The organism is Sphingomonas sp. ACRSK (assembly GCF_022346685.1).
In the GTDB taxonomy this organism is placed as follows: domain Bacteria; phylum Pseudomonadota; class Alphaproteobacteria; order Sphingomonadales; family Sphingomonadaceae; genus Sphingomonas; species Sphingomonas molluscorum.
Window position 1 is genome coordinate 96,520 of sequence record NZ_JAKRNR010000003.1, and the last position, 23,730, is coordinate 120,249.

Annotated in this window: 17 protein-coding genes; 16 read left to right on the forward strand and 1 reads right to left on the reverse strand. The window is 66.9% G+C overall.

The annotated features are described in order from the left end of the window. Positions 1–15: 15 nt before the first annotated feature. The 10 genes from MHZ35_RS02825 to cobA all read left to right on the forward strand — a co-directional run bounded on the left by MHZ35_RS02825 (position 16) and on the right by cobA (position 12,547). Positions 16–780, forward strand: coding sequence for a (Fe-S)-binding protein (locus MHZ35_RS02825; RefSeq protein WP_239434271.1), 765 nt, complete (start codon positions 16–18; stop codon positions 778–780). Further along, the gene (locus MHZ35_RS02830) at positions 777–2,171 is read left to right on the forward strand and encodes a lactate utilization protein B (protein WP_239434272.1); all 1,395 of its coding nucleotides are present in this window, start codon (positions 777–779) and stop codon (positions 2,169–2,171) included. The genes MHZ35_RS02825 and MHZ35_RS02830 overlap by 4 nt, the downstream gene beginning before the upstream one ends. Continuing rightward, positions 2,168–2,794, forward strand: a complete 627-nt coding sequence (locus MHZ35_RS02835; protein ID WP_239434273.1) for an LUD domain-containing protein — start codon at positions 2,168–2,170, stop codon at positions 2,792–2,794. Before MHZ35_RS02830 ends, MHZ35_RS02835 begins: the two co-directional genes overlap by 4 nt. 191 nt (positions 2,795–2,985) lie before the next feature. Continuing rightward, positions 2,986–3,567 carry an ANTAR domain-containing response regulator gene (locus tag MHZ35_RS02840; protein ID WP_239434274.1) on the forward strand — a complete coding sequence of 194 codons (582 nt, stop codon included), beginning with the start codon at positions 2,986–2,988 and terminating at the stop codon, positions 3,565–3,567. Further along, positions 3,564–4,772 carry a CmpA/NrtA family ABC transporter substrate-binding protein gene (locus MHZ35_RS02845; protein WP_239434275.1) on the forward strand — a complete coding sequence of 403 codons (1,209 nt, stop codon included), beginning with the start codon at positions 3,564–3,566 and terminating at the stop codon, positions 4,770–4,772. Before MHZ35_RS02840 ends, MHZ35_RS02845 begins: the two co-directional genes overlap by 4 nt. Before the next feature lie 201 nt (positions 4,773–4,973). Further along, positions 4,974–6,257: a nitrate/nitrite transporter gene (locus tag MHZ35_RS02850; protein ID WP_239434276.1), complete on the forward strand. Its 1,284-nt coding sequence runs from the start codon at positions 4,974–4,976 to the stop codon at positions 6,255–6,257. A 45-nt stretch (positions 6,258–6,302) separates the two neighbouring features. Next, positions 6,303–8,768 carry a nitrite reductase large subunit NirB gene (nirB, locus tag MHZ35_RS02855; protein ID WP_239434277.1) on the forward strand — a complete coding sequence of 822 codons (2,466 nt, stop codon included), beginning with the start codon at positions 6,303–6,305 and terminating at the stop codon, positions 8,766–8,768. Continuing rightward, the gene (gene nirD / locus MHZ35_RS02860) at positions 8,765–9,103 is read left to right on the forward strand and encodes a nitrite reductase small subunit NirD (RefSeq protein WP_206432213.1); all 339 of its coding nucleotides are present in this window, start codon (positions 8,765–8,767) and stop codon (positions 9,101–9,103) included. Before nirB ends, nirD begins: the two co-directional genes overlap by 4 nt. Continuing rightward, positions 9,103–11,697, forward strand: coding sequence for a molybdopterin-dependent oxidoreductase (locus MHZ35_RS02865; RefSeq protein ID WP_239434278.1), 2,595 nt, complete (start codon positions 9,103–9,105; stop codon positions 11,695–11,697). The genes nirD and MHZ35_RS02865 overlap by 1 nt, the downstream gene beginning before the upstream one ends. Then, positions 11,690–12,547 (forward strand): uroporphyrinogen-III C-methyltransferase, encoded by an 858-nt coding sequence (gene cobA, locus MHZ35_RS02870; protein WP_274615612.1) that lies wholly within the window; start codon positions 11,690–11,692, stop codon positions 12,545–12,547. Before MHZ35_RS02865 ends, cobA begins: the two co-directional genes overlap by 8 nt. Here cobA and MHZ35_RS02875 read toward each other — a convergent pair. Further along, positions 12,544–13,455 (reverse strand): LysR family transcriptional regulator, encoded by a 912-nt coding sequence (locus tag MHZ35_RS02875; protein WP_239434280.1) that lies wholly within the window; start codon positions 13,453–13,455, stop codon positions 12,544–12,546. The genes cobA and MHZ35_RS02875 overlap by 4 nt on opposite strands. A gap of 87 nt (positions 13,456–13,542) precedes the next feature. Between MHZ35_RS02875 and MHZ35_RS02880 the strand changes: the two genes are divergently transcribed. The 6 genes from MHZ35_RS02880 to MHZ35_RS02905 all read left to right on the forward strand — a co-directional run bounded on the left by MHZ35_RS02880 (position 13,543) and on the right by MHZ35_RS02905 (position 23,625). Beyond that, positions 13,543–14,577, forward strand: coding sequence for an aldo/keto reductase (locus MHZ35_RS02880; RefSeq protein ID WP_239434281.1), 1,035 nt, complete (start codon positions 13,543–13,545; stop codon positions 14,575–14,577). A gap of 11 nt (positions 14,578–14,588) precedes the next feature. Beyond that, positions 14,589–15,767 (forward strand): MFS transporter, encoded by a 1,179-nt coding sequence (locus tag MHZ35_RS02885; protein ID WP_239434282.1) that lies wholly within the window; start codon positions 14,589–14,591, stop codon positions 15,765–15,767. Positions 15,768–16,173: 406 nt separating this feature from the next. Beyond that, entirely contained in the window at positions 16,174–18,858 is a 2,685-nt protein-coding gene (locus MHZ35_RS02890) for a TonB-dependent receptor (RefSeq protein ID WP_239434331.1), read from the forward strand. Positions 18,859–18,935: 77 nt separating this feature from the next. Continuing rightward, positions 18,936–20,342 carry an alkaline phosphatase gene (phoA, locus tag MHZ35_RS02895; protein WP_239434283.1) on the forward strand — a complete coding sequence of 469 codons (1,407 nt, stop codon included), beginning with the start codon at positions 18,936–18,938 and terminating at the stop codon, positions 20,340–20,342. A gap of 111 nt (positions 20,343–20,453) precedes the next feature. Further along, positions 20,454–22,019, forward strand: a complete 1,566-nt coding sequence (locus MHZ35_RS02900; RefSeq protein ID WP_239434284.1) for a CYTH and CHAD domain-containing protein — start codon at positions 20,454–20,456, stop codon at positions 22,017–22,019. 580 nt (positions 22,020–22,599) lie between these two features. Then, positions 22,600–23,625: a Ca2+-dependent phosphoinositide-specific phospholipase C gene (locus MHZ35_RS02905; RefSeq protein WP_239434285.1), complete on the forward strand. Its 1,026-nt coding sequence runs from the start codon at positions 22,600–22,602 to the stop codon at positions 23,623–23,625. The last annotated feature ends 105 nt before the right edge of the window (positions 23,626–23,730 follow it).

Here is a 23,730-nt window from a genome sequence, read left to right on the forward strand (position 1 = left end):
CCACCGCGGCCTGACATGCCCCCTTCCCCCCGCCCCCGCGTCGCGCTCTTCGTCACCTGCCTGGTGGATGCCATGCGACCGCGCATCGGCTTTGCGGCGCTCGCCGCGCTGGAGGAGGCGGGATGTGAGGTGGTGGTGCCGGCGGAACAGACCTGTTGCGGGCAGCCGGCGCTGAACTCGGGGGATGCTGCAGCGGCCGCCGCCATCGCGCGGCAAACGATCGCGCTGCTCGAGCCGTATGAAGCGGTGGTGGTGCCGAGCGGGTCCTGCGCGGCGACGATCGCCTGCCACTATCCCGAGTTGCTCGCGAACGACCCGGCCTGGCTACCCCGCGCGCAGGCACTGGCGTCGCGGACGCACGAGATCCTCACCTATCTCGACCAGGTCTGCGGGTGGCGGCCAAGTGCTGCGCTGGAGGCGAGCGTCGCCTATCACGACAGTTGCTCGGGTTTGCGCGAACTGGGGATCAAGCAGCAGCCACGGCGGCTGCTCTCCCATGTGGAGGGGCTGCGGCAGGTGCCGCTTGCCGGCGCGGAGACCTGCTGCGGCTTCGGCGGCACCTTTTGTGTCAAATACCCCAGCATCTCCAACGCGATCGTCGAGGAGAAAGCTGCGGCGATCGAGGCCAGCGGCGCGGACCTGCTGCTGTCGGGCGACCTCGGCTGCCTGATGAACATGGCGGGAAAGCTTCACCGACGCGGCGCGCCTACCCGCGCGTTTCACACCGTCGAGGTGCTGGCAGGCATGGCCGACGGCCCTGCCATCGGCGAGGCGCCGTGAGCGGCTTCACCCGGCGGGTCGAGCACGCACTCGCCGACCCCGTCCTGAAGATCGCGGTCGAGCGTACCGCTGGTACCGCCGAGGCCAAGCGGGCGACTGCCGTCACCGCCTTTCCCGATTTCGAGGCAGCACGAGCCCGGGCAGCGGCGATCAAGGACCATGTCGTCGCGAACCTCGGCCACTATCTTCAGGAATTCGAGGCGAATGCGCAGGCGGCCGGTGCCACCGTCCACTGGGCGCGCACTGCCGAGGAAGCCTGCGAGATCGTCGTCGGCATCTGCAAGCGTGCCGGCGCGCGCTCCGTCGCGCGGTCGAAGTCGATGCTGGGGGAAGAGATCGGCCTCCCCCATGCACTCGCGGAAGCCGGGATTGAGCGAGTCGAAACGGATCTTGCTGAGCACATCATCCAGCTGGCCGGCGAGCGCCCCTCGCACATCGTCTGGCCGGCGATGCACAAGACGCGCGAGCAGGTATCTGCGCTCTTTCGTGCCCGGCACCGCGAGCCGCATCTGGAAGAGACGATTGCGGCGATGGCCGAAAGCGCCCGCCGTCACCTTCGCTCGGCGATGCTGGACGCCGACGTGGGCATCTCCGGCGCCAACTTCCTGATCGCAGACACCGGCAGCGTCTGCACCGTGACGAACGAGGGCAATGCGGAGCTCTCGATCGTGCCGCCGCGTGTCCACATCGTAACCGCCGGCATCGAGAAGGTCGTGCCGTCCCTGCCGCATGCCATCCACATGCTGCGGATGCTCGCCCGGTCGGCCACCGGCGCGGCGCTCACCCAATACACCACCTTCTACTCCGGCCCGAAACGTGCCGAAGATCGCGACGGTCCGGAAGAAATGCACATCGTGCTGGTCGACAACGGCCGCACGGACATGCGCGCGAGCGGCCTCGCGGAGATGCTGCGCTGCATTCGGTGCGGCGCCTGCATGAACCATTGCGTGGTGTTTCGGCAGATCGGCGGCCATGCCTATGGCGGCACCTATCCCGGGCCCATGGGTGCGGTGCTGACGCCCGCCCTCGACGGGCTGTCGGCAAACCGGGACCTGGTTCACGCCTGCACGATGAACGGCAAGTGCCAGGAGGTCTGCCCGGTCAACATCCCCCTCCCCACCCTGTTGCGCGGTTGGCGCGAGAAGAGTTGGCGCGAGGGGCTGGAGCCGCAGACGGTGCGTCGGGCGCTGGGACTCTGGGCGTGGGGCGTGCGCCACCCGCGGCTCTACCGCCTCGGCAGCGCACTCGCGGTACGTGCCATGCACGTGGCGGCGCGGGCGGGCTGGATCTCGCGGCTTCCGCTCGCTGGAGGCTGGACCCGGCATCGTGATCTTCCCGCACCCGAGGGCAGGACCTTCATGGAACAATATGCACGAGGGAGGCGCCGGTGAGCGCACGAGACGCCATCCTCGGGCGCTTGGGAGGCTCTCGGCCGAGCGGTGCGATCGCTCGGGAGGCGGCGATCCTGACAAACGACCCGGAACGCCCGTTGGTGGCCCCTGAGGCACTCATCCCGCAGTTCCTGGCGCAACTGGGGCTTGCGAGCGTGGCGGCAACCTTCGAACGGGTGCGCGACTGGTCAGCGGTTCCTGCCGCCGCAGCGGCCTATTTGGACGCAAGCGCCCTCCCCCGCTCGCTCTACCTGCCCCCAGACCCGCGCCTGCGCACCTGCGACTGGAACGGCTTTTCGCTCAGGGAGACATGCGCCCCGGACGAACCGGCGGCGATCGCGCGTGCAGTCTCCGCGGTAGCCGAGACGGGCTCGCTGATCTTCGAGACCGGGCGTACGGCGCCCATGCTGCCGAACTTCCTGACGCTCCATCACCTGGTGGCGGTCGAGGCCCGAACGATCGTGGCCCAGCTCGAAGACGTCCCCGCGCATCTGCGGGATGTGCGCGCCCACTATTGGGTGACCGGTGTGTCCGGCACCACCGATATCGAAGGACAATATGTGCGCGGCGCGCATGGCCCGCGCTTCCTCCACGTGCTGCTCGTTGAGGATACTCCTGACTAAAGCGCGGTGCTCCCCGGCTGCCGAAGCATTGGGTTCGGGCCGACAGAATCACTCCGAGCGGGAAACGGGCGGGCATGCTGGAGAAGCATCCGGATCAGTCGTACCGGTTTCGCAATCACCGGCAATGCACGGCGGCGTTGACGTTGAACGTGCGGCGGCTAGCTTCGCGTGCGTAAGGCTGGGGGCCAAGGTTGCGTATCGCCATCATTGACGACAGCGGCTTGCGCGCCACGATCCTTGAGGAAGGGCTGCGCGACGCGGGCTTTGACGAGATCGAGGTCGTGCCTCCGCAGGGTGCTTTCGTCGCCCGGCTGGAACGCATGGCGCCGGACGTCGTGCTGATGAACCTCGGCAACGCCAGCCGTGATTCGCTCGAGGAGATGCTCGCGGTCAGCCGGGCACTGGCGCGTCCGATCGCAATGTTCGTGGACCAGTCGGACGACTCGATGATCGGGGCCGCGATAGACGCCGGAATTTCCGCCTATGTCGTGGACGGGCTCCGCAAGGAGCGCATCAAGCCCGTGCTCGAACTCGCGATCCGGCGGTTCAATGCCTTTTCCAAGCTGCAGGCAGAACTTGATGCCGCTCGTACCGAACTTGCCGACCGCAAGACGGTCGACCGCGCGAAGGCCATTCTGATGAAGAGCCGCGGCCTCGACGAGCCCGGCGCCTATGCGCTGCTGCGCACCACCGCGATGAAGCAGGGACGGCGCATCGTCGAGATGGCCGAAGCCCTGATCACCGCCGCCGACTTGCTGGGAGATGGGCGATGACGCCGCTCGCGATCGCTTTCCTCCCGCTTACCGACAGCGCGCCGTTGGTCGCGGCACGCGAGCGCGGTTTTGCGGAGGCGGAAGGGATTTCGCTTCGGCTGGTGCGGGACACCAGCTGGGCGGCCGTGCGCGATCGGCTAGTCTACGGTCAGGTACAGTGCGCGCACCTGCTGGCGCCGCTCGCAGTCGCCGTGACTCTGGGGCTCAGCCAAGCCCCGTGCCCGATTGCCGCCCCGTTCAAGCTCAACGACAACGGGAACGCTCTGACGCTCTCGTCGGAATTAGCCGCGGCTCTCGACCCCGATCCACGAAACCGGGTCGCCGATCCGATCGCAACGGCGCACGATTTTGCCGCTGCGATCGGGCTGCATCGCCGCAAGCCGACCATCGGCATCGTCCACCGCTTTTCAAGCCACGCGATGATGTTGCGCTATTGGCTGGGCTATGCCGGGATCAACCCCGATCGCGACGTGACGCTGCGGGTGCTGCCTCCGTCACTCATGACCCAGGCGCTGCGGTTGGGCGAGATCGACGGCTTCATCGCGGGTGAGCCCTGGAGCAGCGTCTCCGTGGCCGAAGGCATCGGCGAGATCGCCGCGGCAGGCGTGAACATCTGGCAGCGCGGCGTCGAAAAGGTGCTGGCGACCCGGGCGGATTGGGCCGAAGCCCATGGCGATGACCTCGACCGGCTCCTCCGCGCGCTCGATCGCGCCGCCGCGTGGTGTGACGATCCGGCCAACCATGAGGAACTGGCGGCGCTGCTCGCCAGACCGGAATATGTCGCCCAGGCGCCAAGCTTGATTGGCCAAGCGCTGAGCGGTCGCATGCCGCTCCGGCGAGGCGACGAGCCGGTAAGCCTGCCCGACTTCCTGGTGTTTCACCGCGGCGCGGCTAACTTCCCGTGGCGCAGTCAGGCGCTGTGGATCTATTCGCAGCTCGTGCGCTGGCAGATGGTGGCTCCCAGCCCGGAGGCTGAGCGCGCAGCGGCCGGCGTGTTCCGCTCCGACCTCTATCGCCGCGCGCTCGCCGGAAGCGGAGTCGCGATGCCCGGAGCAAGCATGAAAGTGGAGGGCGCGCTCGCACAGCCGATGCCGGCCGCTTCGCACCAAGGCACTCTGACACTGGCGCCAGACCGGTTCTTCGATGGGCTCGCCTTCGATCCGGAGGATGTCGCCGGCTATCTGGAAGCCCTGCGACAGTCGTGAAGTTTTTGCACTTGCGAAGTGGCGCCAAACGCGTCAGCTTCTCCGATGACGCCTGAACGAACAGGCGCCAGCATCGGATGATTGCGCCAACGTTGGTGCGGTTCTCCACTGTCAGACAGCAAAGCCGCTGTCCGATCACCGCTCGAGGCGGGAGGTCGGAGGCGGCTTTTTTCGTGTCTGCGGCACATGGGAGCAGTGCGGATGAAGGTCGCGGAACTGTTGCACGAAGGCTTCGACTGGATCGGAGGCGGTGCGGACATCGATTTCCCTCCGAAGCGCAAGAAGTCGGACTTCTGGAGTAGCGGCCACACGCCGACGCTGATCGCCGCCTTTTTATACTTCGACCTCGCGTTCATGGTGTGGGTGTTGCTGGGGCCGCTCGCCCCCCAGATCGCGGCCGACCTGGGACTCAGCCCGGCGCAGAAGGGACTGATGGTTGCGACGCCGACGCTTGCCGGCGCGATGCTGCGGCTGGTTGTCGGTCTGCTCGCCGACCGGATCGGGCCCAAGCGGACCGGCGTCATTGGCCAGCTGATCGTGATCGCAGGGTTGTTCGCCGGCTGGTCGCTCGGCGTTCACAGCTTCGCCGGGACCCTCGCATTGGGGATCATCCTCGGTTTTGCGGGGGCAAGCTTCGCCGTCGCACTCCCGCTCTCCAGCCGCTGGTACCCGCCCGAGCATCAGGGCAAGGCGATGGGCATCGCCGGGATGGGCAATTCGGGCACCGTTCTCGCCGCCTTGTTCGCGCCTGCACTAGCCATCACGTTCGGCTGGAACGCTGTGCTCGGTCTCGCCTGCATCCCGCTGACGCTCGTGCTCGTCGTCTTCATCGTGCTGGCGAAAGACGCGCCCGACCAGCCAGCGCCCCGGCCGCTCAGCGCGTATCTGGAGCCGCTGCGCACGGCCGATGCCTGGTGGTTCATGCTCTTCTATGGCGTGACCTTTGGCGGCTTCTCGGGGCTCGCCTCCTCGCTCACCATCTATTTCTCGGACGCGTTCGCGCTGAGCCCCGTCACCGCGGGCCATTGCACGGCGGCTTGCGTGTTTGCGGGATCGCTCGTCCGGCCGCTCGGCGGTGCACTCGCGGATCGGATCGGGGGCGTAGCAACGTTGACGGGGGTCTATGCGGTCGCGGCATTCGCGCTGCTGGGCGTCAGCACGTCTCCTGCCAGTCTTGGTGCCGCACTGGGACTGTTCGTGGTCGCGATGCTGGCGCTCGGAACCGGCAACGGCGCCGTGTTCCAGCTCGTGCCGCAGCGGTTCGGCAAGGAGATCGGCATCCTCACCGGACTGGTGGGCATGGCAGGCGGCGTTGGTGGTTTCTACCTCGCCTCCTCGCTTGGGTTCGCCCGGCAGGTGACCGGCGGGTTTGGCCCTGGGTTCCTGATCTTTGCCCTGCTGACGCTTGTGGCGCTTGCCGGGCTGACCTTCGTCAAGGCCCGGTGGCGCATCCGCTGGGCCGCCGCTGCGGGCGTGCGGATCTGATGCCCGCCCTCCCCCACATTCGATCCAAGCTGTGAGGCTGCACTCATGACGCACCACATCAAGCGCCCGCACCTCGTCGTGATCGGCAACGGCATGGCCGGCTGCCGTGCGATCGAGGAACTGCTCGCCCGCGATCCCGACCGCTACCGCGTCACCATCTTCGGCGCCGAGCCGCATGTGAACTATAATCGCATCATGCTCTCGCCCCTGCTGGCGGGCGAGAAGACGTTCGACGACATCGTGATCAACGGACCCGACTGGTACCGCGACAACGGCATCGAGCTGGTGGCGGGCGATCCGGTGACGGCGATCGATCGCGCGGCAAAGACCGTGACCTCGCGCAGCGGCCGCACCGTGCAGTACGACAAGCTGCTGATCGCAACCGGCTCCGACCCCTTTATCATCCCCGTTCCCGGCAAGGACCTGCCCGGGGTGGTCAGCTTCCGCGACATGAACGACGTGGACACGATGCTCGCGGCGGCCCAGCGCGGCGGCGAGGCGGTGGTGATCGGCGGCGGCCTGCTCGGTCTGGAAGCAGCGCACGGGCTCTCCCTGCGTGGCATGAAGGTGACCGTACTCCACCTGATGCCCACGCTGATGGAGCGGCAGCTTGACGAAGCGGCAAGCTGGCTCCTCCGGTCGGCGCTCGAAGCGCGCGGACAGACCATCCTGACCGGCGCGGACACTGCCGAGATCGTCGGCCGAGACACCGTCGAGGGCGTGCGGCTCAAGGACGGGCGCGTGATCCCGGCGAGCTTGGTGGTGATGGCGGTCGGCATCCGCCCGAGCACCACGCTCGCGCGGGCCGCCGGGCTTGAGGTCGCGCGTGGCATCAAGGTCGATGACCATCTGGTGACCAGCGATCCCGACATCCTGGCGGTCGGGGAGTGCGTCGAACACGACGGGCAGGTCTATGGCCTCGTCGCGCCGCTGTGGGACATGTGTCGCGCCCTCGCCGATGGGCTGACCGAGCGACCCACAGGCTACAAGGGTTCGGTCACGTCGACCAAGCTTAAGGTATCGGGCATCGACGTGTTCTCTGCGGGCGACTTCTCCGGCGGTGATGGTGCCGAGGACATCGTGCTGCGCGACGCCAGCCGCGGTGTCTACAAGCGCGTGGTGGTCCGGAACGACCGCATCATAGGCGCGGTGCTGTATGGCGATACCGCGGATGGCAGCTGGTATTTCGACCTGCTCAAGAAGCAGGACGACATCTCCGAACTGCGCGACCTCCTGATCTTCGGCCAGATCTATGCCCAAGGAGGGGGGCAAGCGGACCCTAAGGCGGCCGTTGCGGCGCTCTCGGACGATGCCGAGATCTGCGGCTGCAACGGCGTCAGCAAGGGCCAGGTGGTGGCATGTATCGCCGGCGGTGCCGCGAGCATCGACGCGGTGCGCGCCGGGTGCAAGGCCTCGGCGAGTTGCGGGTCGTGCACGGGCATTGTCGAGAACCTGCTCGCGTTGACGCTTGGCGACGAAGTGCAGGCCGGCGCCAAGACGATGTGCAAGTGCACCAGCTTCGGCCATGACGATGTCCGCCGCGAGATCGTCGCGCAGGGAGTGCGCTCGATCCCGGAGGTGATGCAGAAGCTGCATTGGAGCACCCCCGACGGCTGTTCCTCCTGCCGGCCTGCGCTGAACTATTATCTGCTCTGCGCGTGGCCGGGCGAATATCGGGATGACCAACAGAGCCGCTTCGTCAACGAGCGGATGCACGCCAACATCCAGAAGGACGGCACCTACTCGGTGGTGCCGCGCATGTGGGGCGGGCTAACCAACCCACGCGAACTCCGCGCGATCGCGGATGTGGTCGAGAAATATGACGCACCCATGGTTAAGGTGACGGGAGGGCAGCGGCTCGACATCTTTGGGATCAAGAAAGAGGATCTGCCCGCCGTCTGGGCCGATCTCAACGCCGCCGGCATGGTTTCGGGCCATGCCTATGGCAAGTCGCTGCGCACGGTGAAGACCTGTGTCGGCTCCGAATGGTGCCGCTTCGGCACGCAGGATTCGACCGGGCTCGGCGTGAAGCTCGAGCGGATGAGCTGGGGCTCATGGATGCCGCACAAGTTCAAGATCGCGGTCTCGGGATGCCCGCGCAATTGCGCCGAGGCGACGATCAAGGACTTTGGCGTGGTGTGCGTCGATAGCGGCTATGAGCTGCATGTCGGCGGCAATGGCGGGATCAAGGTTCGCGCCACCGACCTGCTGTGCAAGGTCGCGACCGAGGCGGATGCGATGGCGTATTGCGCCGCCTTTATTCAGCTGTACCGCGAAGAGGCACGGTATCTGGAACGCACCGCCCCGTGGCTGGAACGCGTCGGGCTCGATTACCTCAAGGCACGCATCGTGGAAGATGCGCAGGGCCGCGAAGCGCTGACCGCGCGCTTCCTGGATTCGCAGCGCTTCAGCCAGGAGGATCCTTGGGCAGAGCGGGTCGCCGGGCAGGAGCGCGCGCAGCATGCGCACATGGCGGCGTTCACCCCCGTTCGTGAGGAGGAAATCGCATGATCGGCGAATGGCTCGACATCGGCTGGCTCGACGAGATCCCGCCGCGAGGCGCGCGCACCGTGCCGGTGGAGGGCGGCGAGGAGATCGCCGTGTTCCGCACCGGCGACAACCGCGTGTTCGCGCTGGTCAATCGCTGTCCGCACAAGGGGGGACCGCTCGCACAGGGCATTGTCCACGGCCACAGCGTCGCCTGCCCGCTGCACAACTGGAACATCGCGCTGGCAAGCGGCGAGGCCGAGGGACCGGACAAGGGTTGCACGCCGACGATCCCGGTGAAGGTGGATGCCGGGCGCGTGCTGATCTGCCGTGCCGGCGTGATGCAGGCCGCCGCCTGATGCCGGAGCCGGTCCGTACCACCTGCGCCTATTGCGGCGTCGGCTGCGGGATCGTGGCGACGCGCACCGGCGAGCGCTCGGTGTCGATCCAGGGCGACCCGGACCACCCGGCCAACCACGGCAAGCTCTGTTCGAAGGGCACGCATCTCGGTGAGACGGTGGGTCTCGAAGGCCGGCTTCTCCACCCGATGATCGGCAGGGGCCGCGCCAGCTGGGACAAGGCGCTGGACCTGGTGGCACATCGCTTCGCCAAGACGATCGCGGAGCACGGGCCCGACAGCGTCGCCTTCTACGTTTCCGGACAATTGCTGACCGAGGACTATTACGTCGCCAACAAGCTGATGAAGGGCTTCATCGGTTCGGCGAACATCGACACCAACTCCCGACTCTGCATGTCGAGCGCGGTCACCGGGCACCTCCGGGCCTTCGGCGAGGACGTGGTGCCCGCCAGCTACGACGACATCGATGTCGCCGACCTGATCGTCCTGATCGGCTCCAACACCGCATGGTGCCATCCAATCCTCTATCGACGAATCCGTGCGCGCTGCGACGCGGGTGCGAAGCTCGTCGTCATCGATCCCCGCCGTACCGAAACGGCAGAAGGCGCCGACCTGCATCTTGCCATCCGCCCCGGCAGCGACGTCGCGCTGATGAACGCCCTGCTGATGCACTGCCGCGAAGCAGGGCTGATCGACCGCGCCTATCTCGCGCGAAGCGTCTCGGAGCCGGAAGGCTTTTGGGAAACGATCGGCGCGGGAAGCGACCTCTGGTCGGTGGCCCGCACCTGCGACGTGCCCGCCGCCGACCTCTTGCGCTTCTATGAGATGTTCGCGGCCAACCCGCGCACCGTCACGCTCTTCAGCCAGGGGATCAATCAGTCGCTGCGCGGGACCGATCAGGTCAACGCGATCCTCAATCTCCACCTCGCCACCGGTCGCATCGGCAAGCCGGGCGCGGCGCCTTTCTCGATTACCGGCCAGCCAAACGCGATGGGCGGCCGCGAAGTGGGCGGGCTGGCCTCGACGCTGGCCGCGCACATGGATTTCGCGCCTGAGAACCGCGCCCGCGTCCAGCGCTTCTGGGGGGCACCCACCATTGCGGCCAAGCCGGGGTTGAAGGTCGTCGACCTTTTCCGCGCCGTCGGCGAGGGGCACATCAAGGCACTGTGGATCATGGCGACGAACCCGGCGGTGTCGATGCCCGACGCCGCAACGGTGCGCGAGGCGCTGGCGCGATGCCCGTTCGTCGTTATCAGCGACGTGATTGCCGAGACGGACAGCACGGCCTTCGCCCATGTCCGCCTGCCCGCCACCGGCTGGGGCGAGAAGGACGGCACCGTCACCAACTCGGAACGCCGCATCAGCCGGCAGCGCCCGATCTTCGAGGCTCCGGGCGAAGCGCGGCCGGATTGGTGGATCGTCAAGGAGGTTGGCCGCCGCATGGGCTGGGCCAGCGAGTTCGCCTATGCACGCCCCGCCGACATTTTCCGCGAGCATGCGCGGCTCTCGACCTATCAGAACCAGGGCACTCGGCTGTTCGACCTGGGGGAACACGTTGCCATCGGCAATGCCGACTATGACGCGATGGAGCCGTTCCGCTGGGGCGGCGAGGCCTTCGCGAACGGCCGCTTCCCCACGCCGAAAGGGCGGGCGCGGCTGATCCCGCTCGAGCAGATGTCCTTGCCGAAGCCGCTGGCGAGGTGGCCGCTCACCCTCAACACCGGGCGCTATCGCGACCAGTGGCACACGATGACTCGTACCGGGCTCAGCCCGCGCCTGGCGCGGCATCGGGAGGAGCCGATGGTCGAGGTGCACCCCGAGGACGCCGATGCGTACGGGCTAGCCGATGGCGGCCTCGCACGCGTATCCACGCCGCAGGGCGAAAGCCTGTTCCGCGTCGTGCTTTCCACGGGCCAACGTCGCGGCGAGATCTTCACCCCGATTCACTGGACCGACCGCAATTCCACGGGCGGCCGCACCGGGCTGTTGCCACGCCCCCTGGTCGATCCGCATTCGGGCCAGCCGGGCTTCAAGTCGACGCCCGCAGTGGTGGCGGCGGTACCCACCGCCTGGCGCGGCTTCCTGATCGCTGCCGAGCCGGTTGCTCGGCCGGAATGCCTCTGGGCTACCCGCATCACTGTGCCCGGCGGACTGTTGTACGAGTTGGCCGGCGGCGAGGACGCACAGGGCATCGAGCGCGTGCTGCCCCGCGGCGACCGGATCGAGAGCCTAGATCGCGCACGCGGCACTCGGCGAGTGGCAGTGCTACGGGAAGGACGGTTGGTGGCCGCGCTGTTCCTGACGGAGCGAGGGCTACTGCCCAGACGCGACTGGCTGATCCAGCAGCTGGGCGCCGTCGCCGCCGGACCATCGCTGCTGGCGGGCATCGCACCGGGTGTGCAGGAGGATCGGGGCCCCGTCGTCTGCCTCTGCTTCGATGTCGCGCTCAACACCATCGTCACAGCGATCGCCAGCCAGAACCTCACCACGGTCGAGGCTGTCGGCGCTGCGCTGTCGGCCGGGACCAATTGCGGATCGTGCCGACCGGCGCTTTGCCGGATCGTCGAGGAAAGCAGGAGTGCCGCCAATGGATGATACGATCCTTCCCGGCGAGGTCTGGCTGGTAGGCGCAGGCCCGGGCGACCCCGAACTGCTCACGCGCAAGGCGGAAAGGCTGCTGCGCTGGGCCAGCGTCGTCTACTACGATGCCCTGGTGGGGCCCGGCATACGGGACCTGATCCCCGGAGGCGTGCGGCAGGTTCCCGTCGGTAAGCGGTCCGGACGCCATTCAAAGGACCAAGGTGCAATCAACGCCCTGCTGGTCCAAGCCGCGCTCGCCGGCGAGCGGGTCGTGCGACTGAAAGGCGGCGACCCGTCGATGTTCGGCCGTTCGACCGAAGAAGTCGCCGCCCTCGCAGCGGTCGGCGTCCCCACACGCATCTGTCCCGGCATCACCGCCGCCAGCGCCGCCGCGGCTTCCGCCGGCGTGTCCCTCTCCGTCCGCGGCGTCGCACGTCGCGTCCAGTTCGTGACCGCGCACGTGCGGGCGGGCGAGCCGCTTGCCCTGGATTGGACCACGCTCGCCGATCCCGGTAGCACCACCGCCTTCTACATGGGGCGCGGTGCTGCCAGCGAGATCAGCCGGCGCCTGATCGCAGAGGGGCTTGCCGGTGCGACCCCGGTGCTGATCGCGTGCGACATCAGCCTCGCGAGTGAGCGCCTGCTCCACACGCGCCTCGATCTGCTGCCCATCGCGGCGGGTGCCATCACGGACGAGAAGCCCACGCTCATCCTGGTCGGGGAAGCCGTTTCGGCCGGGAACGCCGCAGCCGCGATACCGGCTTCAGTCCGGGACAGTGTGAATTGTTCGCAGAACCCTGCCGGCGCTGGCGCTGACGAGGACGTCCAGTTCCCCGCGACCAGGTCGATCGAGGGGACCACCTAGCTCCCGCCGCGCAGGTGGAGCGCGAGGAATTCGACGAACGCGCGAATCCGCGCCGGCGTGCTCGCGCCGCCGACGAAGACGGCATGAATCTGCTCGACGTCGCCAGGGTTGAACGCCTCCAGCAGCGGGACGAGCCGGCCCCTCGCGATCTCCTCGGCCACGCTGAACGATCCCACACGGGCAATGCCGACGCCAAGCGCCGCCAGTTGCCCCAGCGTCTCGCCGTTGTTTGCTTCGATCCTTCCCTTCACGGCGAGGGTGAAATCCTGGCCGGCACGACGGAATGGCCAAACCGGCTCGGCACGCCGGAAATTGAAGTTGAGGCAGTTGTGCCGGTGAAGATCCTCTGGCACCTCAGGTGTTCCGCACCTCTCCAGATACTCCGGCGATGCGACGATCACCCGCCCGGTTTCGCCAAGCTTGCGAGCCGTGAGCGTGCTGTCGGGCAAAGGTCCGAAGCGGACGGCGACATCCGCTTGACCGCCAGCGATGTCGACAAGCGTGTCCGTCAGCGCGATGTCGACAAGGATGTCGGGGTACCGGGCGCTGAACCTCCCGAGCAGCGGCACCACGCAGAGTCGCCCGTGCGAGAGCGCGGCGCTGACCCGCAGACGCCCACGCGGACTCCCCTGGTCGGCGATCTGCTGCTCGGCATCGTTTAGGTCGGCGAGGATGCGGCGGGCCGCCAGCAGATAGGCCTGCCCCTCTGCCGTCAGCGACAAGGCGCGGGTCGATCGCAGCAGCAGTCGCACGCCTAGCCGCTGCTCAATCCGGTCGACGGCTCGCGCCACGGCGGACGGGCTCATGTCCAGCGTCCGCGCGGCGGACGAGAAGCTCCCTGCCTCCACCACCGTCGCGAACAGCGCCAGCGCGCGTGCTCTGTCCGTCCCCGCCAGCTTTGCGTCCACTGCAAAGATCCTCCGCGTCCGGAGGCGCTACTCCAGCACCCCAGCCCCGTCCATCTATGCGTTCAACTAGCAATACAAGGATCGATGATGGAATATCGGCAACTCGGCACTTCCGGGCTTCGCGTGCCTGCGCTCAGCTTCGGCACCGGCACCTTCGGCGGCAAGGGCCCGCTCTTCAGCGCCTGGGGACAAAGCGACGCCGCCGAAGCGCGCCGGCTGATCGACCTGTGCCTGGATGCCGGTGTGACGCTGTTCGACACCGCCGACGTGTATTCGAGCGGCGCGTCCGAGGAGATACTGGGTCAGGCGATCCGAGGAAAACGCGACGCGGTGCTGATCTCTACCAAGACCGGCCTGCCGATGGGCGACGGACCGCAGGACTGGGGCGCATCGCGGACCCGGCTGGTGCGAGCGGTGGAGGAGTCGCTGCGGCGCCTCGGCACCGACCACATCGACCTCCTGCAACTTCACGCCTTCGACGCATCGACCCCCACCGAAGAAGTCATGGGTACCCTTGCCACCCTGATCGCTGCGGGCAAGGTACGCTATGCGGGCGTCTCCAACTATCCGGGCTGGCAGCTGATGAAGGCGCAGGCGCTGGCCGATCGCCACGGTTGGCCGCGCCTTGTTGCCCATCAGGTCTATTACTCGCTCATCGGCCGCGCGTATGAGGCGGACCTGATGCCGCTTGCGGCGGATCAAGGTGTGGGCGCACTGGTGTGGAGTCCCCTCGGCTGGGGCCGGCTGACCGGAAAGATCGGCCGCAACCGCCCGGCACCGGCGAGCAGCCGCCTCCACGAGACCGAGCAGTTCGCGCCGCCGGTCGAGACCGAGCATCTGTACCGGGTCATCGATGCCCTCGAGGCAATAGCTGCCGAAACCGGCAAGACCGTGCCGCAGATCGCGATCAACTGGCTGCTGCGACGTCCCACCGTCTCCTCCGTGATCATCGGCGCGCGCAACGAGGAGCAACTGCGCCAGAATCTCGGCGCGGTCGGCTGGACGTTGACGCCCGAGCAGGTCGCCGCCCTCGACGCCGCGAGCGACCTACTGCCGCCCTACCCCCATGCCCCCTATCGTCAGCAGGAGGGATTTGCCCGCCTTGCCCCGGCACTGGTCTGAGGGGGGCGACCATGAAGCTCAACCTCGGCCTCTTGTCGCTGGCGATCGGTGCGTTCGGCATCGGCGTGACCGAGTTCGCACCCATGGGGCTACTCCCGGTCATCGCCGAAGACCTCAACGCCTCCATTCCGGCCGCCGGGCTGCTCATCAGCGCCTATGCCCTGGGCGTGGTGCTCGGCGCACCGCTGATGACGCTGACAACAGGGCGCGTCCCCCGACGCGCCCTGTTGATCGGGCTGGCCGGCATCTTCACGGTCGGCAATCTGCTGGCCGCGGTATCCGACACCTATTGGATGCTGCTGGCGGCCCGCGTGCTCACCTCGTTCAATCACGGCGCGTTCTTTGGTGTCGGGTCGGTCGTGGCAGCAAGCCTCGTGGCACCCGAGCGCCGCGCGAGTGCGGTGGCGGCAATGTTCATGGGATTGACCATCGCGAACGTCGTGGGCGTACCGCTTGCGACCTGGGCGGGCGAGCACCTGGGCTGGCGCACCTCCTTCTGGGGCATTGCCGCGCTGGGTGTTGCGACCATGGTGGCGCTGCGGCTGACCCTGCCGCCCCTCCCCGCGCCGCATGCCGGCAGCGCGATGGCCGAACTGCGCGTGCTGACGCGAGGGCCGGTGCTGGGCGCGCTCGCGTTGACGGTGATCGGATCGAGCGCCATGTTCACCGTCTTCACCTATATCGCGCCGATCCTGCGCGAGGCGACGCAGGTGTCGGTCGGTTTCGTCACTGCGATGCTGGTGACCTATGGACTGGGCCTGACAGCCGGGAATTGGCTGGGCGGCCGCTTTGCGGACCGGTCGGTCGATCGGACGCTGGTCATCACCCTCGCCGCGCTGTCAGCGATACTCGTCGCCTTCGCCGCCTTGATGTCCCATGCCGGTCCGACCGCGGTGCTCATCTTCCTTTGGGGCGTGGCGAGCTTCGCGCTTGTGCCGCCGCTACAGGTGCGGGTGATGCGCGCCGCTGCCGACGCGCCGAACCTTGCCTCCGCGGTCAACATCGGCGCGTTCAACCTCGGCAACGCATTCGGGGCGGCGCTGGGTGGCGGCGTCATCGCGGCCGGGCTGGGCTACCCGCTGGTGTCGCTCGCAGGAGCGGCAACCTCCGCAATCGGGCTGATCGCGCTGCTGATCAACGGCCGCAGCCACGGAAGCGCACGCAAACTGCCGCAGGAAAGGACGGCGTAGCCCGGAGCTGCCGATCTGCCCCCCTGATCGGCCGATCAAGCACGTGCGTCATGGCACCGTAACAACTTCTCTCCAACGGGGCTCCCGAGACGGGTGGAGAAAGCTCTGCGACCGGCAGCGGCGGTTCATCGATCGCTGCCGACGCACTGGTACGAAGCAGAAGAAGACTGGTGCCGCATTTTGGGAGAGGCGGCGCATCGGCAGGTGAAACATCGCCGAATACCATGACGATCGACATGAATTGCCTGCGATTTCTCCGAACTTCGGGGAACGCAGACGTTTGCTGCGGACCAGCGGCAGCCCTCCACCCGGACAACTAGCAAAATGGGGGGCAAAGGTGCTTCAGAAATACGTTCGCTTTGAAAGGACTGCGCGTCTTCTGGTCGGGTCAGCGGCCGCTGCCTTGGTGTCCGTCCCAGCTTCTGCCCAGACCGCTCCGGGTGCCGGTGCGGATGCAGGCGACGAGGAAGCTGGTCAGGAAATCACCGTCACCGGCTACAGCCGCAGCCTTGAGGAAGCGATCGACATCAAGCGCAACACGATCGGCTTTTCGGACTCGATCGTCGCGACCGACATCGCCGATTTCCCGGAGCAGAACCTGTCCGAAGCGCTGCAGCGCGTTCCTGGTGTCACGATCGAACGCGAACGAGGCCTGGGCACTCGCGTGAACGTCCGCGGCCTGCCGACCGAGTTCACCTTCGTGTCGATCAACAAGCTGGCGACCGCGTCGGGCTCCGGCGGGCGCGACGTCGAATTCGACATTTTCGCCTCCGAACTGATCCAGTCGGTGACGGTGCAGAAGTCGCCGACCGCGGCCGATGAGGAAGGCGGCATCGCCGGATCCGTCTACATCCGCACCGCGCGGCCGTTCGACAATCCCGGCCTTCGCCTCGTCGGCAGCGCCGAGGGCGCATACAACTCGATCTCCGAGAAGATCGATCCGAACTTCTCGTTCCTGGCGAGCAACACCTTTGGTGACTTCGGCGTGCTGGTGTCGGTCGCCAAGCAGCAGCGCAGCAACCGCACCGACTCGAACTCAGGCATCAACTTCCGCCCGATCTCGCGCTGGACCGACAAGGCCGGCGCCAATCGCGATCAGGCGATCGCCGTGCTCGCGCGCGACGCCGGCGTGACCTTCACCGACGACATGAAGAACCGGATCGTGTTCCTCGATAAGGTCGGGGACCGCGTCTATCAGAACGATCAGGACCGGCTGGGGCTATCGGGTTCGATCCAGTATCAGCCCAGCGACCAGTTCAACCTCGTCTTCGACGCCTTTGCGGGCTCGTACGACACCGTCGAAGACGAATATGACGCTGCCGGCTATTCGGCATCCAGCAACTCGACGCTGGACACGATCCACAAGTTCGACGCGACCACGCTGGCCGACGATGGCATCATCGTGCTGCGCGACGTGTCCTACACCAACACCCAGCATGAGTTCCTGAGCAAGGAATACCGAAACAGCACCGACTATCGCCAGTTCGGCGGCGAGATGAACTGGCAGACCGGCGACTGGAAGATCAATGCGCTGGGCGGCTATTCGGGCGCCAAGAAGACGCTCGATTATGCCAACCTCAAGCATGTCGCCTATGCGCCGTCGCGCACCCGCTATACCGAGACCGGCGGCGAGACGATCCCGAGCGCCGATCCCGACACGATCGACATGTACAACGCACCGGAGAGCTATCTGTTCGAGGCGTATGAGACGACGCGCGAGCGGATCAAGGACGACAAATATGCGGCCCAGCTCGACATCAGCCGCGAGTTCCAGACCCCGTTCCTGAAGCGCTTCAACGTCGGTGCCCGCTACACCAACAAGACCAACGAGCGCGACTATGGCGAGGAGAAGATCCAGGGCCCGACGCGCGGCAGCACGGCCTATGTGAACAAGCGCACGCTGGCCGACAGCCCGCTGGAGTCGGTGACGGAGATCGTCGGGGGCAAGGGATATCAGGCGCGCGACCTGGACTGGGCGCAGGTCTCCAACGAATATGCCCGCGCGTTCTTCCGGCCGGACGGCTTCGTCACGCCGTTCGACGACGGCCAGTATTACAAGGTCCGCGAAGAGACGATCGCCGGCTATGCGATGGCCGATTTCGAGTTCGAGCTGGCGGTGCCGGTGTTCGTCAACTTGGGCGGCCGCTACCTGAAGACCACGGTGAAGTCGGAAGGCTTCCACCAGGTGCAGAACGCGGACGGTTCGACCGGCTACACCGACGCGCCCGTGTCGAGCGAGGGCAGCTACGAGAAGTTCCTGCCCGCGATCAACGCGCATGCCGAGCTGACCGACAGCCTGATCCTGCGCGCGGCCGCGTCGCAGACGCTGATCCGCCCCGCGCTGACCGATCTCGCGTACAAGCGGACCGCAAGCTGGAACAGCTTCCGTTTCACCGACGGCAACCCGGATCTGCAGCCGACCTATGCCGACCAGTGGGAAGTCGGCATCGAGAAATATCTCGGCAGCGGCGGCATCCTGGCGGCGTCCTATTTCTGGAAGAAGATCAAGGGCGTCGTCCAGAGCGAGCTGACCGGCGTGGTCGAGGGCGTCACCAAGTACAACGCCAACGGCACGATCGACGGCGTGTACGACTTCGACGTCTATCAGCCGGTCAACGCCGAGGGTTCGTACAAGGTGAGCGGCGTCGAGCTGAACGCGGTGATTCCGTTCGGCATGTTCGTCGGTTGGGCAGAGGGGTTCGGCGTCAACGCCAACGTCACCTTCCTGGACAGCTCGCTGACCGGCCAGTCGGATCTCGACATCGCGACCTCGCCGATCGGACTTGCCGACAACACGTACAATGCCACCGTGTTCTACGAGCGCGGGCCGGTGTCGCTGCGCGTCTCGTACAATCACAAGGGCGCCTATGTGGAGCGCATCGAGCGCAACATGTATCCGGTGTACCGTGACGCCTATGGCCAGTTCGATGCTTCGGCCAGCTACCAGCTGACCCCGAACTTCCGCCTGGAGTTGCAGGGCATCAACATCGGCAACGCCAAGACCACCGGCTACACCATGGATCCGTCCTTCCCGACCACCTACGAGTTCTCGGGAAGCCGCATCAGCCTGGGCGTGCGCGCGCAGTTCTGATCGCTACGCTCCCTCGTCGCGGTGGCGGCGGGGGAGCGGCCATGCCTGCTCAGTTTCTTCCCCGGAGTACCCCCATCATGAAAACGCGCATCGTCGCCGCAGGGCTCGCTGCCCTCGCCAGCCAATCCGCCGTCGCACAGGACGCAGCACCCGATCTGTCGCGCGCGGCGCGCGGGGACGTGCGTGAGCCCGGGGGTGCGCGGCGGCTGCAGGGCGACATGCGCGAGACCTATGCGAAGCTCGGCGCCGACGGCGTGGTGCGCAACGTCATCCTGCTGATCGGCGACGGCATGGGCGATTCCGAGATCACGGTCGCGCGCAACTATGCCGAGGGTGCAGGCGGCTATTTCAAGGGCATCGATGCGCTGCCCTTCACCGGCCAATACACGCATTATTCGCTCGACCGGCAGACGGGAAAACCGAACTACGTCACCGATAGCGCCGCGTCCGCCACCGCCTGGGCATCGGGGGTAAAGAGCTACAATGGCGCGATCGGGGTCGACATCCACGGCAAGCCCCACCAGACGCTGATCGAGCGCGCCAAGGCGGCAGGCTATGCCACCGGCGACGTTTCCACCGCAGCGATCCAGGATGCCACGCCGGGCGCACAGATCGCGCACGTCCTCCAGCGCAACTGCTTCGCCCCGGCGGAAACCAGCAAGAGCTGCCCGCAGAACGCACTGGAGAAGGGCGGCGCGGGCTCGATTACCGAGCAGCTGCTCGACACGCGCGCCGACCTGGTGCTGGGCGGCGGCGCCGAAAGCTTCGAGGAGGCGGCAAAAGCCGGCAAGTGGAAGGGCAAGACGCTCTTCCAGCAGGCGCAGGCCCGCGGATTCCGCGTGGTGCGCACCGCGGCCGAGCTGGACGCGGTCACCCGCGCCGACGACAAGCAGCCGCTGATCGGCCTGTTCGCGCCGGGCAACATGCCGGTGCGCTGGACCGGACCCAAGGCCAGCTTCCACGGCAACCTCGACAAGCCGGCGGTCACCTGCCAGCCGAATGCCGCGCGCACCGCAACCACCCCGACGCTGGCGGCGATGACGCAAAAGGCGATCGCGCTGCTCAAGGACAAGCCGAAGGGCTTCTTCCTGCAGGTCGAGGGTGCCTCGATCGACAAGGAAGACCATGCCGCCAACCCCTGCGGTCAGATCGGCGAGACCGTCGACTTGGACGAGGCGGTGCAGGTCGCGCTGGAGTTCGCCAAGGCCGACGGCCACACGCTGGTGATCGTTACCGCCGACCATGCCCACACCAGCCAGATCGTCGGCAACGGCACGCGTGCACCCGGCCTCACCGCCGCGCTCAACACGCGTGAAGGCGGCGTGATGACGGTCAATTACGGCACTGCCGAGCAAGGCTCCCAAGGGCATACCGGCACCCAGCTGCGCATCGCCGCCTATGGTCCGCGCGCGGTGAACGTGAGCGGCCTGCTGGACCAGACCGACCTCCACTACATCATCCGCGACGCGCTAGGCTTGCGGTAAGTCTTCTCTGCCGGCCGGCGTGTCGCCGGTCGGCAGCGGACGACGCTGCCCTCCGGGCGGCGACACGCGGGTTCACCCAGACCGAACGGTCCTTTGCCCCCCTGCCCTCCTGTGCTGGGCACATTTCCGCACGCGCGTCGTTGTCGCTTCGGCAGCAGACCGGGCCGCAGTCGCACGCGCCTGGCTACGTCGCAGGACCGACTTCAACGAAAAGGGCAGTTCCGGGTGCGTGAAGTTGAATTGAAGCTCGACCTGACCGGGGCCGCCGCAGATGCTTTGGAAGCAGCCGGTATCCTGCCCCAGACCCCCAAGATCCGCCAGATGCGCGCCGTCTACCACGACACGCCCGAGCAGGACCTTGCGCAAGCCGGAGTCTCCTTGCGGATCCGCGCGGCAGGGGGCGAGCGCATCCAGACCATCAAAGCGGACGGTGCGGGAAACACGGGTCTGTTCGCACGATCCGAATGGGAGACGCCGGTCGGCGGGGACGCGCCAATCCTGGACGACACCTCGCCGGTGAAGGCGTTGCTCGGAGACCGCATCCAGGCGATCACGCCGCAGTTCGAGGTCCATGTCGAACGCCGCGCCTGGGTCGTCACCCAAGACGACGCCGAGATCGAGGTCGTGCTCGATCGCGGCGAGGTTCTCGGGGAGGATCGCCGGGATACGATCTGCGAACTGGAACTGGAGCTGAAGGAGGGCGCGCCCGCCGCGCTGTTCGCCCTCGCCAGGAAGATCGACGACATCGTTCCCGTAAGGCTGGGCGTCCTCACCAAGGCGGAGCGCGGCTACCGTCTGGCGGAGCCCGCGCGCTCGGTCTTCAAGGCCGAGCCGGTCGCGCTGGATACCGATATGACAGCCGCGCAGGCTTTTCAGCACATCGCCCAGGCATGCCTGCGGCAGTTCCGGCTGAACGAGGCCGTCCTCCTTGCCGATCCCACTCCGGAAGCGCTGCACCAGGCGCGTGTCGCGCTACGCCGCCTTCGGTCTGCCTTCTCGATCTTCAAGCCGCTGTTTTCCGCCGACCCAGGCGCCGACCCATTCCGTGAGGACCTGCGTTGGCTGGCGGGTGAACTGGGACATGCACGGGACCTGGACGTGCTCCTCGGCCGCGCCCCTGCGGGAGCGTTGCACGAGCGGATTCGAACGGCGCGCGAAGACGCCTATGCGCATGTGGATGCTGCGCTCTGCTCAGGGCGCGTGCGCCGGCTCATGCTGGATCTGACGCAATGGCTCACCGATGGACCCTGGCTGCTTGCCGCCAGCACGCAGGACCGTCGCAACGAACCGGTACGGGATTTCGCGGCCACGGCGCTGGAGCGCTTCCGGAAAGCGGTGAAGAAGCAGGGCCGTCATCTCGCGAAGATGGACGATGAAACCCGGCATGAACTCCGCAAGAGTGCCAAGAAGCTGCGGTATGCGAGCGAGTTCTTCTCGGCCCTGTTCGAAGCGAGGCGCCGCCGCTATCAGAACTTCGTGGGGGCGCTGGAGGAGCTGCAGGACCAGCTCGGGGCCCTGAACGACCTCGCTACCGCCCCGGAGGTGATCTCAAGGCTGGGGATCGGGGACGATCCCGAAGCCGACGCCCTCCTGGGAAAGGGGAAGAGAAAGGCGCTGATCGGGGCCGCCGCAGAGGCATATGAGGCGCTCGTGGATGCGAAACGCTTCTGGCTATAGGCAGGGAAAGCCGAGCGTTGCTTGCGTGACCTGAAAAGGTCCTCGGCATTGCACGGCCGCCGGCACATCGCAGCCGGAGGCCTTTTTCGGGCGTCACAGCGACTTTGCGCGTTCAGGTGCCTCTTCAACGCCTCCAGAACGTAACTTTGGCGTAACAACCAAGCCTTCTTCGCGCAACAATTCGCTCCCACATGCACCTCGCCGACGCTGCCGCGCAGGATGGGTACTTCAGTAGAAATGGCTCGCTCACCGGTGCAGTTCTACAAGGCGATGGACGATCATCACCGCCTAGAACATCAACGTCGAGAATCCGAGACGCGGCACGGCGCTGCTGAGCATCCATGTTAACGGCGGCGATATTTATGTTTACGGACTGGAAGACTAGGGTTCGTTTTCGGCCCGTCTCTTTATAGGGGCAGGGCAGGATTTCGAGTATCAATGACGATGAACTTCGTTATGGTGAGATCAACTATTGGGGTCGCACCATCTTGTTCGGCGTGCGGACGGAGTTCTGAGGGTGAAGGCACTCCTTCTTACAGCCGCGGCACTGGTTGTCGGCGGCAGCGCGGGACCCCGCGCGATGAATGACGTTCAGACCGTGGGGTCGCACAACAGCTTCAAGGCGCGCATCCCTGCCGCAGTGATGGCGAAGATCCGGGCAATCGAGCCAAAGCTGGCGGACGGGCTCGATTATTATCACCTGCCGCTCGCGCAGCAGCTCGACGCAGGGATCCGCCAGCTCGAGCTCGACATCTTCGCTGACCCTCAGGGCGGGCGGTACGCGGACCCGAAGGGGGAAGCCTGGGCGCGTGCGGCGGGTGAGCGCACCGGCTTCGACCGCGGGACAATGCTGAAGCCGGGCTTCAAGGTCTTCCATATCCCGGACGTGGATTATCTGAGCACCTGCCCGACACTGGTGCGCTGCCTGGGTGAGGTCGATCGCTGGTCGCGCACCCATCCCGATCACCTGCCGATCATGATCACGATCAACGCTGCGGACACACCTTCGGACAGGCCGGGGATCACCCCCCCCCTGCCCCTCGACAGTGCGGAGCTGCTCGACGCGCTCGACGCCGAGATCCGGTCGGTGCTGCCGGGCAGGCGGCTGATCACACCGGACGAGGTGCGCGGGGGTAGCGCGACCCTGCGCCAGGCAGTGCGCAGCCGCGGCTGGCCAGCGCTGTCGGCGGCGCGGGGCAGGATCTACGTGCTGCTCGATGTCCGTGCCGCCGTGTCCGAGCTGTACCGCTCCGGTCACCCCTCGCTCGCCGGCCGGGCGATGTTCGGCTGGTATCCGGATGACCAGCCCGAGTCCGCGATCCAGATCGTCCAGGACCCGCTGGTCGACGGCGACCGGATCCGGAACTGGGTCGCCGAGGGCGTCGTCGTCCGTACCCGCACCGATGCCAACACCGTCGAAGCGCGCAGGCGGGACTACAGCAAGGCCGACGCGGCCATGGCAAGCGGCGCGCAAGCCGTGAGCACCGATTATTATCCTGGAGCGCCGAACCCGCTGCGCACGAACTTCACGGTTACCTTGCCGCAAGGTGCGATGGCGCGGTGCAGCCCGGTGCGCGTGCCGGGGGGATGCCCACTAGCGCCGTAGCGGCAAGCAGGAAGGCGCAACCTTCATACCTGCCAGAAGTGTGCACCGTGGCGCGGCTGAGCCGCTCCGGTCACAGAGGTGGCGCCAGGGCAGCGAGGGACGAGT

Excerpts from the sequence above, each read along its gene's own strand:
- MHZ35_RS02865 (WP_239434278.1), top strand. The coding sequence starts at position 9,103 with ATGCCGGAGCCGGTCCGTACCACCTGCGCCTATTGCGGCGTCGGCTGC.
- MHZ35_RS02825 (WP_239434271.1), top strand. The coding sequence starts at position 16 with ATGCCCCCTTCCCCCCGCCCCCGCGTCGCGCTCTTCGTCACCTGCCTG.
- nirB (WP_239434277.1), top strand. The coding sequence starts at position 6,303 with ATGACGCACCACATCAAGCGCCCGCACCTCGTCGTGATCGGCAACGGC.
- cobA (WP_274615612.1), top strand. The coding sequence starts at position 11,690 with ATGGATGATACGATCCTTCCCGGCGAGGTCTGGCTGGTAGGCGCAGGC.
- phoA (WP_239434283.1), top strand. The coding sequence starts at position 18,936 with ATGAAAACGCGCATCGTCGCCGCAGGGCTCGCTGCCCTCGCCAGCCAA.
- MHZ35_RS02845 (WP_239434275.1), top strand. The coding sequence starts at position 3,564 with ATGACGCCGCTCGCGATCGCTTTCCTCCCGCTTACCGACAGCGCGCCG.
- MHZ35_RS02880 (WP_239434281.1), top strand. The coding sequence starts at position 13,543 with ATGGAATATCGGCAACTCGGCACTTCCGGGCTTCGCGTGCCTGCGCTC.
- nirD (WP_206432213.1), top strand. The coding sequence starts at position 8,765 with ATGATCGGCGAATGGCTCGACATCGGCTGGCTCGACGAGATCCCGCCG.
- MHZ35_RS02850 (WP_239434276.1), top strand. The coding sequence starts at position 4,974 with ATGAAGGTCGCGGAACTGTTGCACGAAGGCTTCGACTGGATCGGAGGC.
- MHZ35_RS02905 (WP_239434285.1), top strand. The coding sequence starts at position 22,600 with ATGAATGACGTTCAGACCGTGGGGTCGCACAACAGCTTCAAGGCGCGC.
- MHZ35_RS02885 (WP_239434282.1), top strand. The coding sequence starts at position 14,589 with ATGAAGCTCAACCTCGGCCTCTTGTCGCTGGCGATCGGTGCGTTCGGC.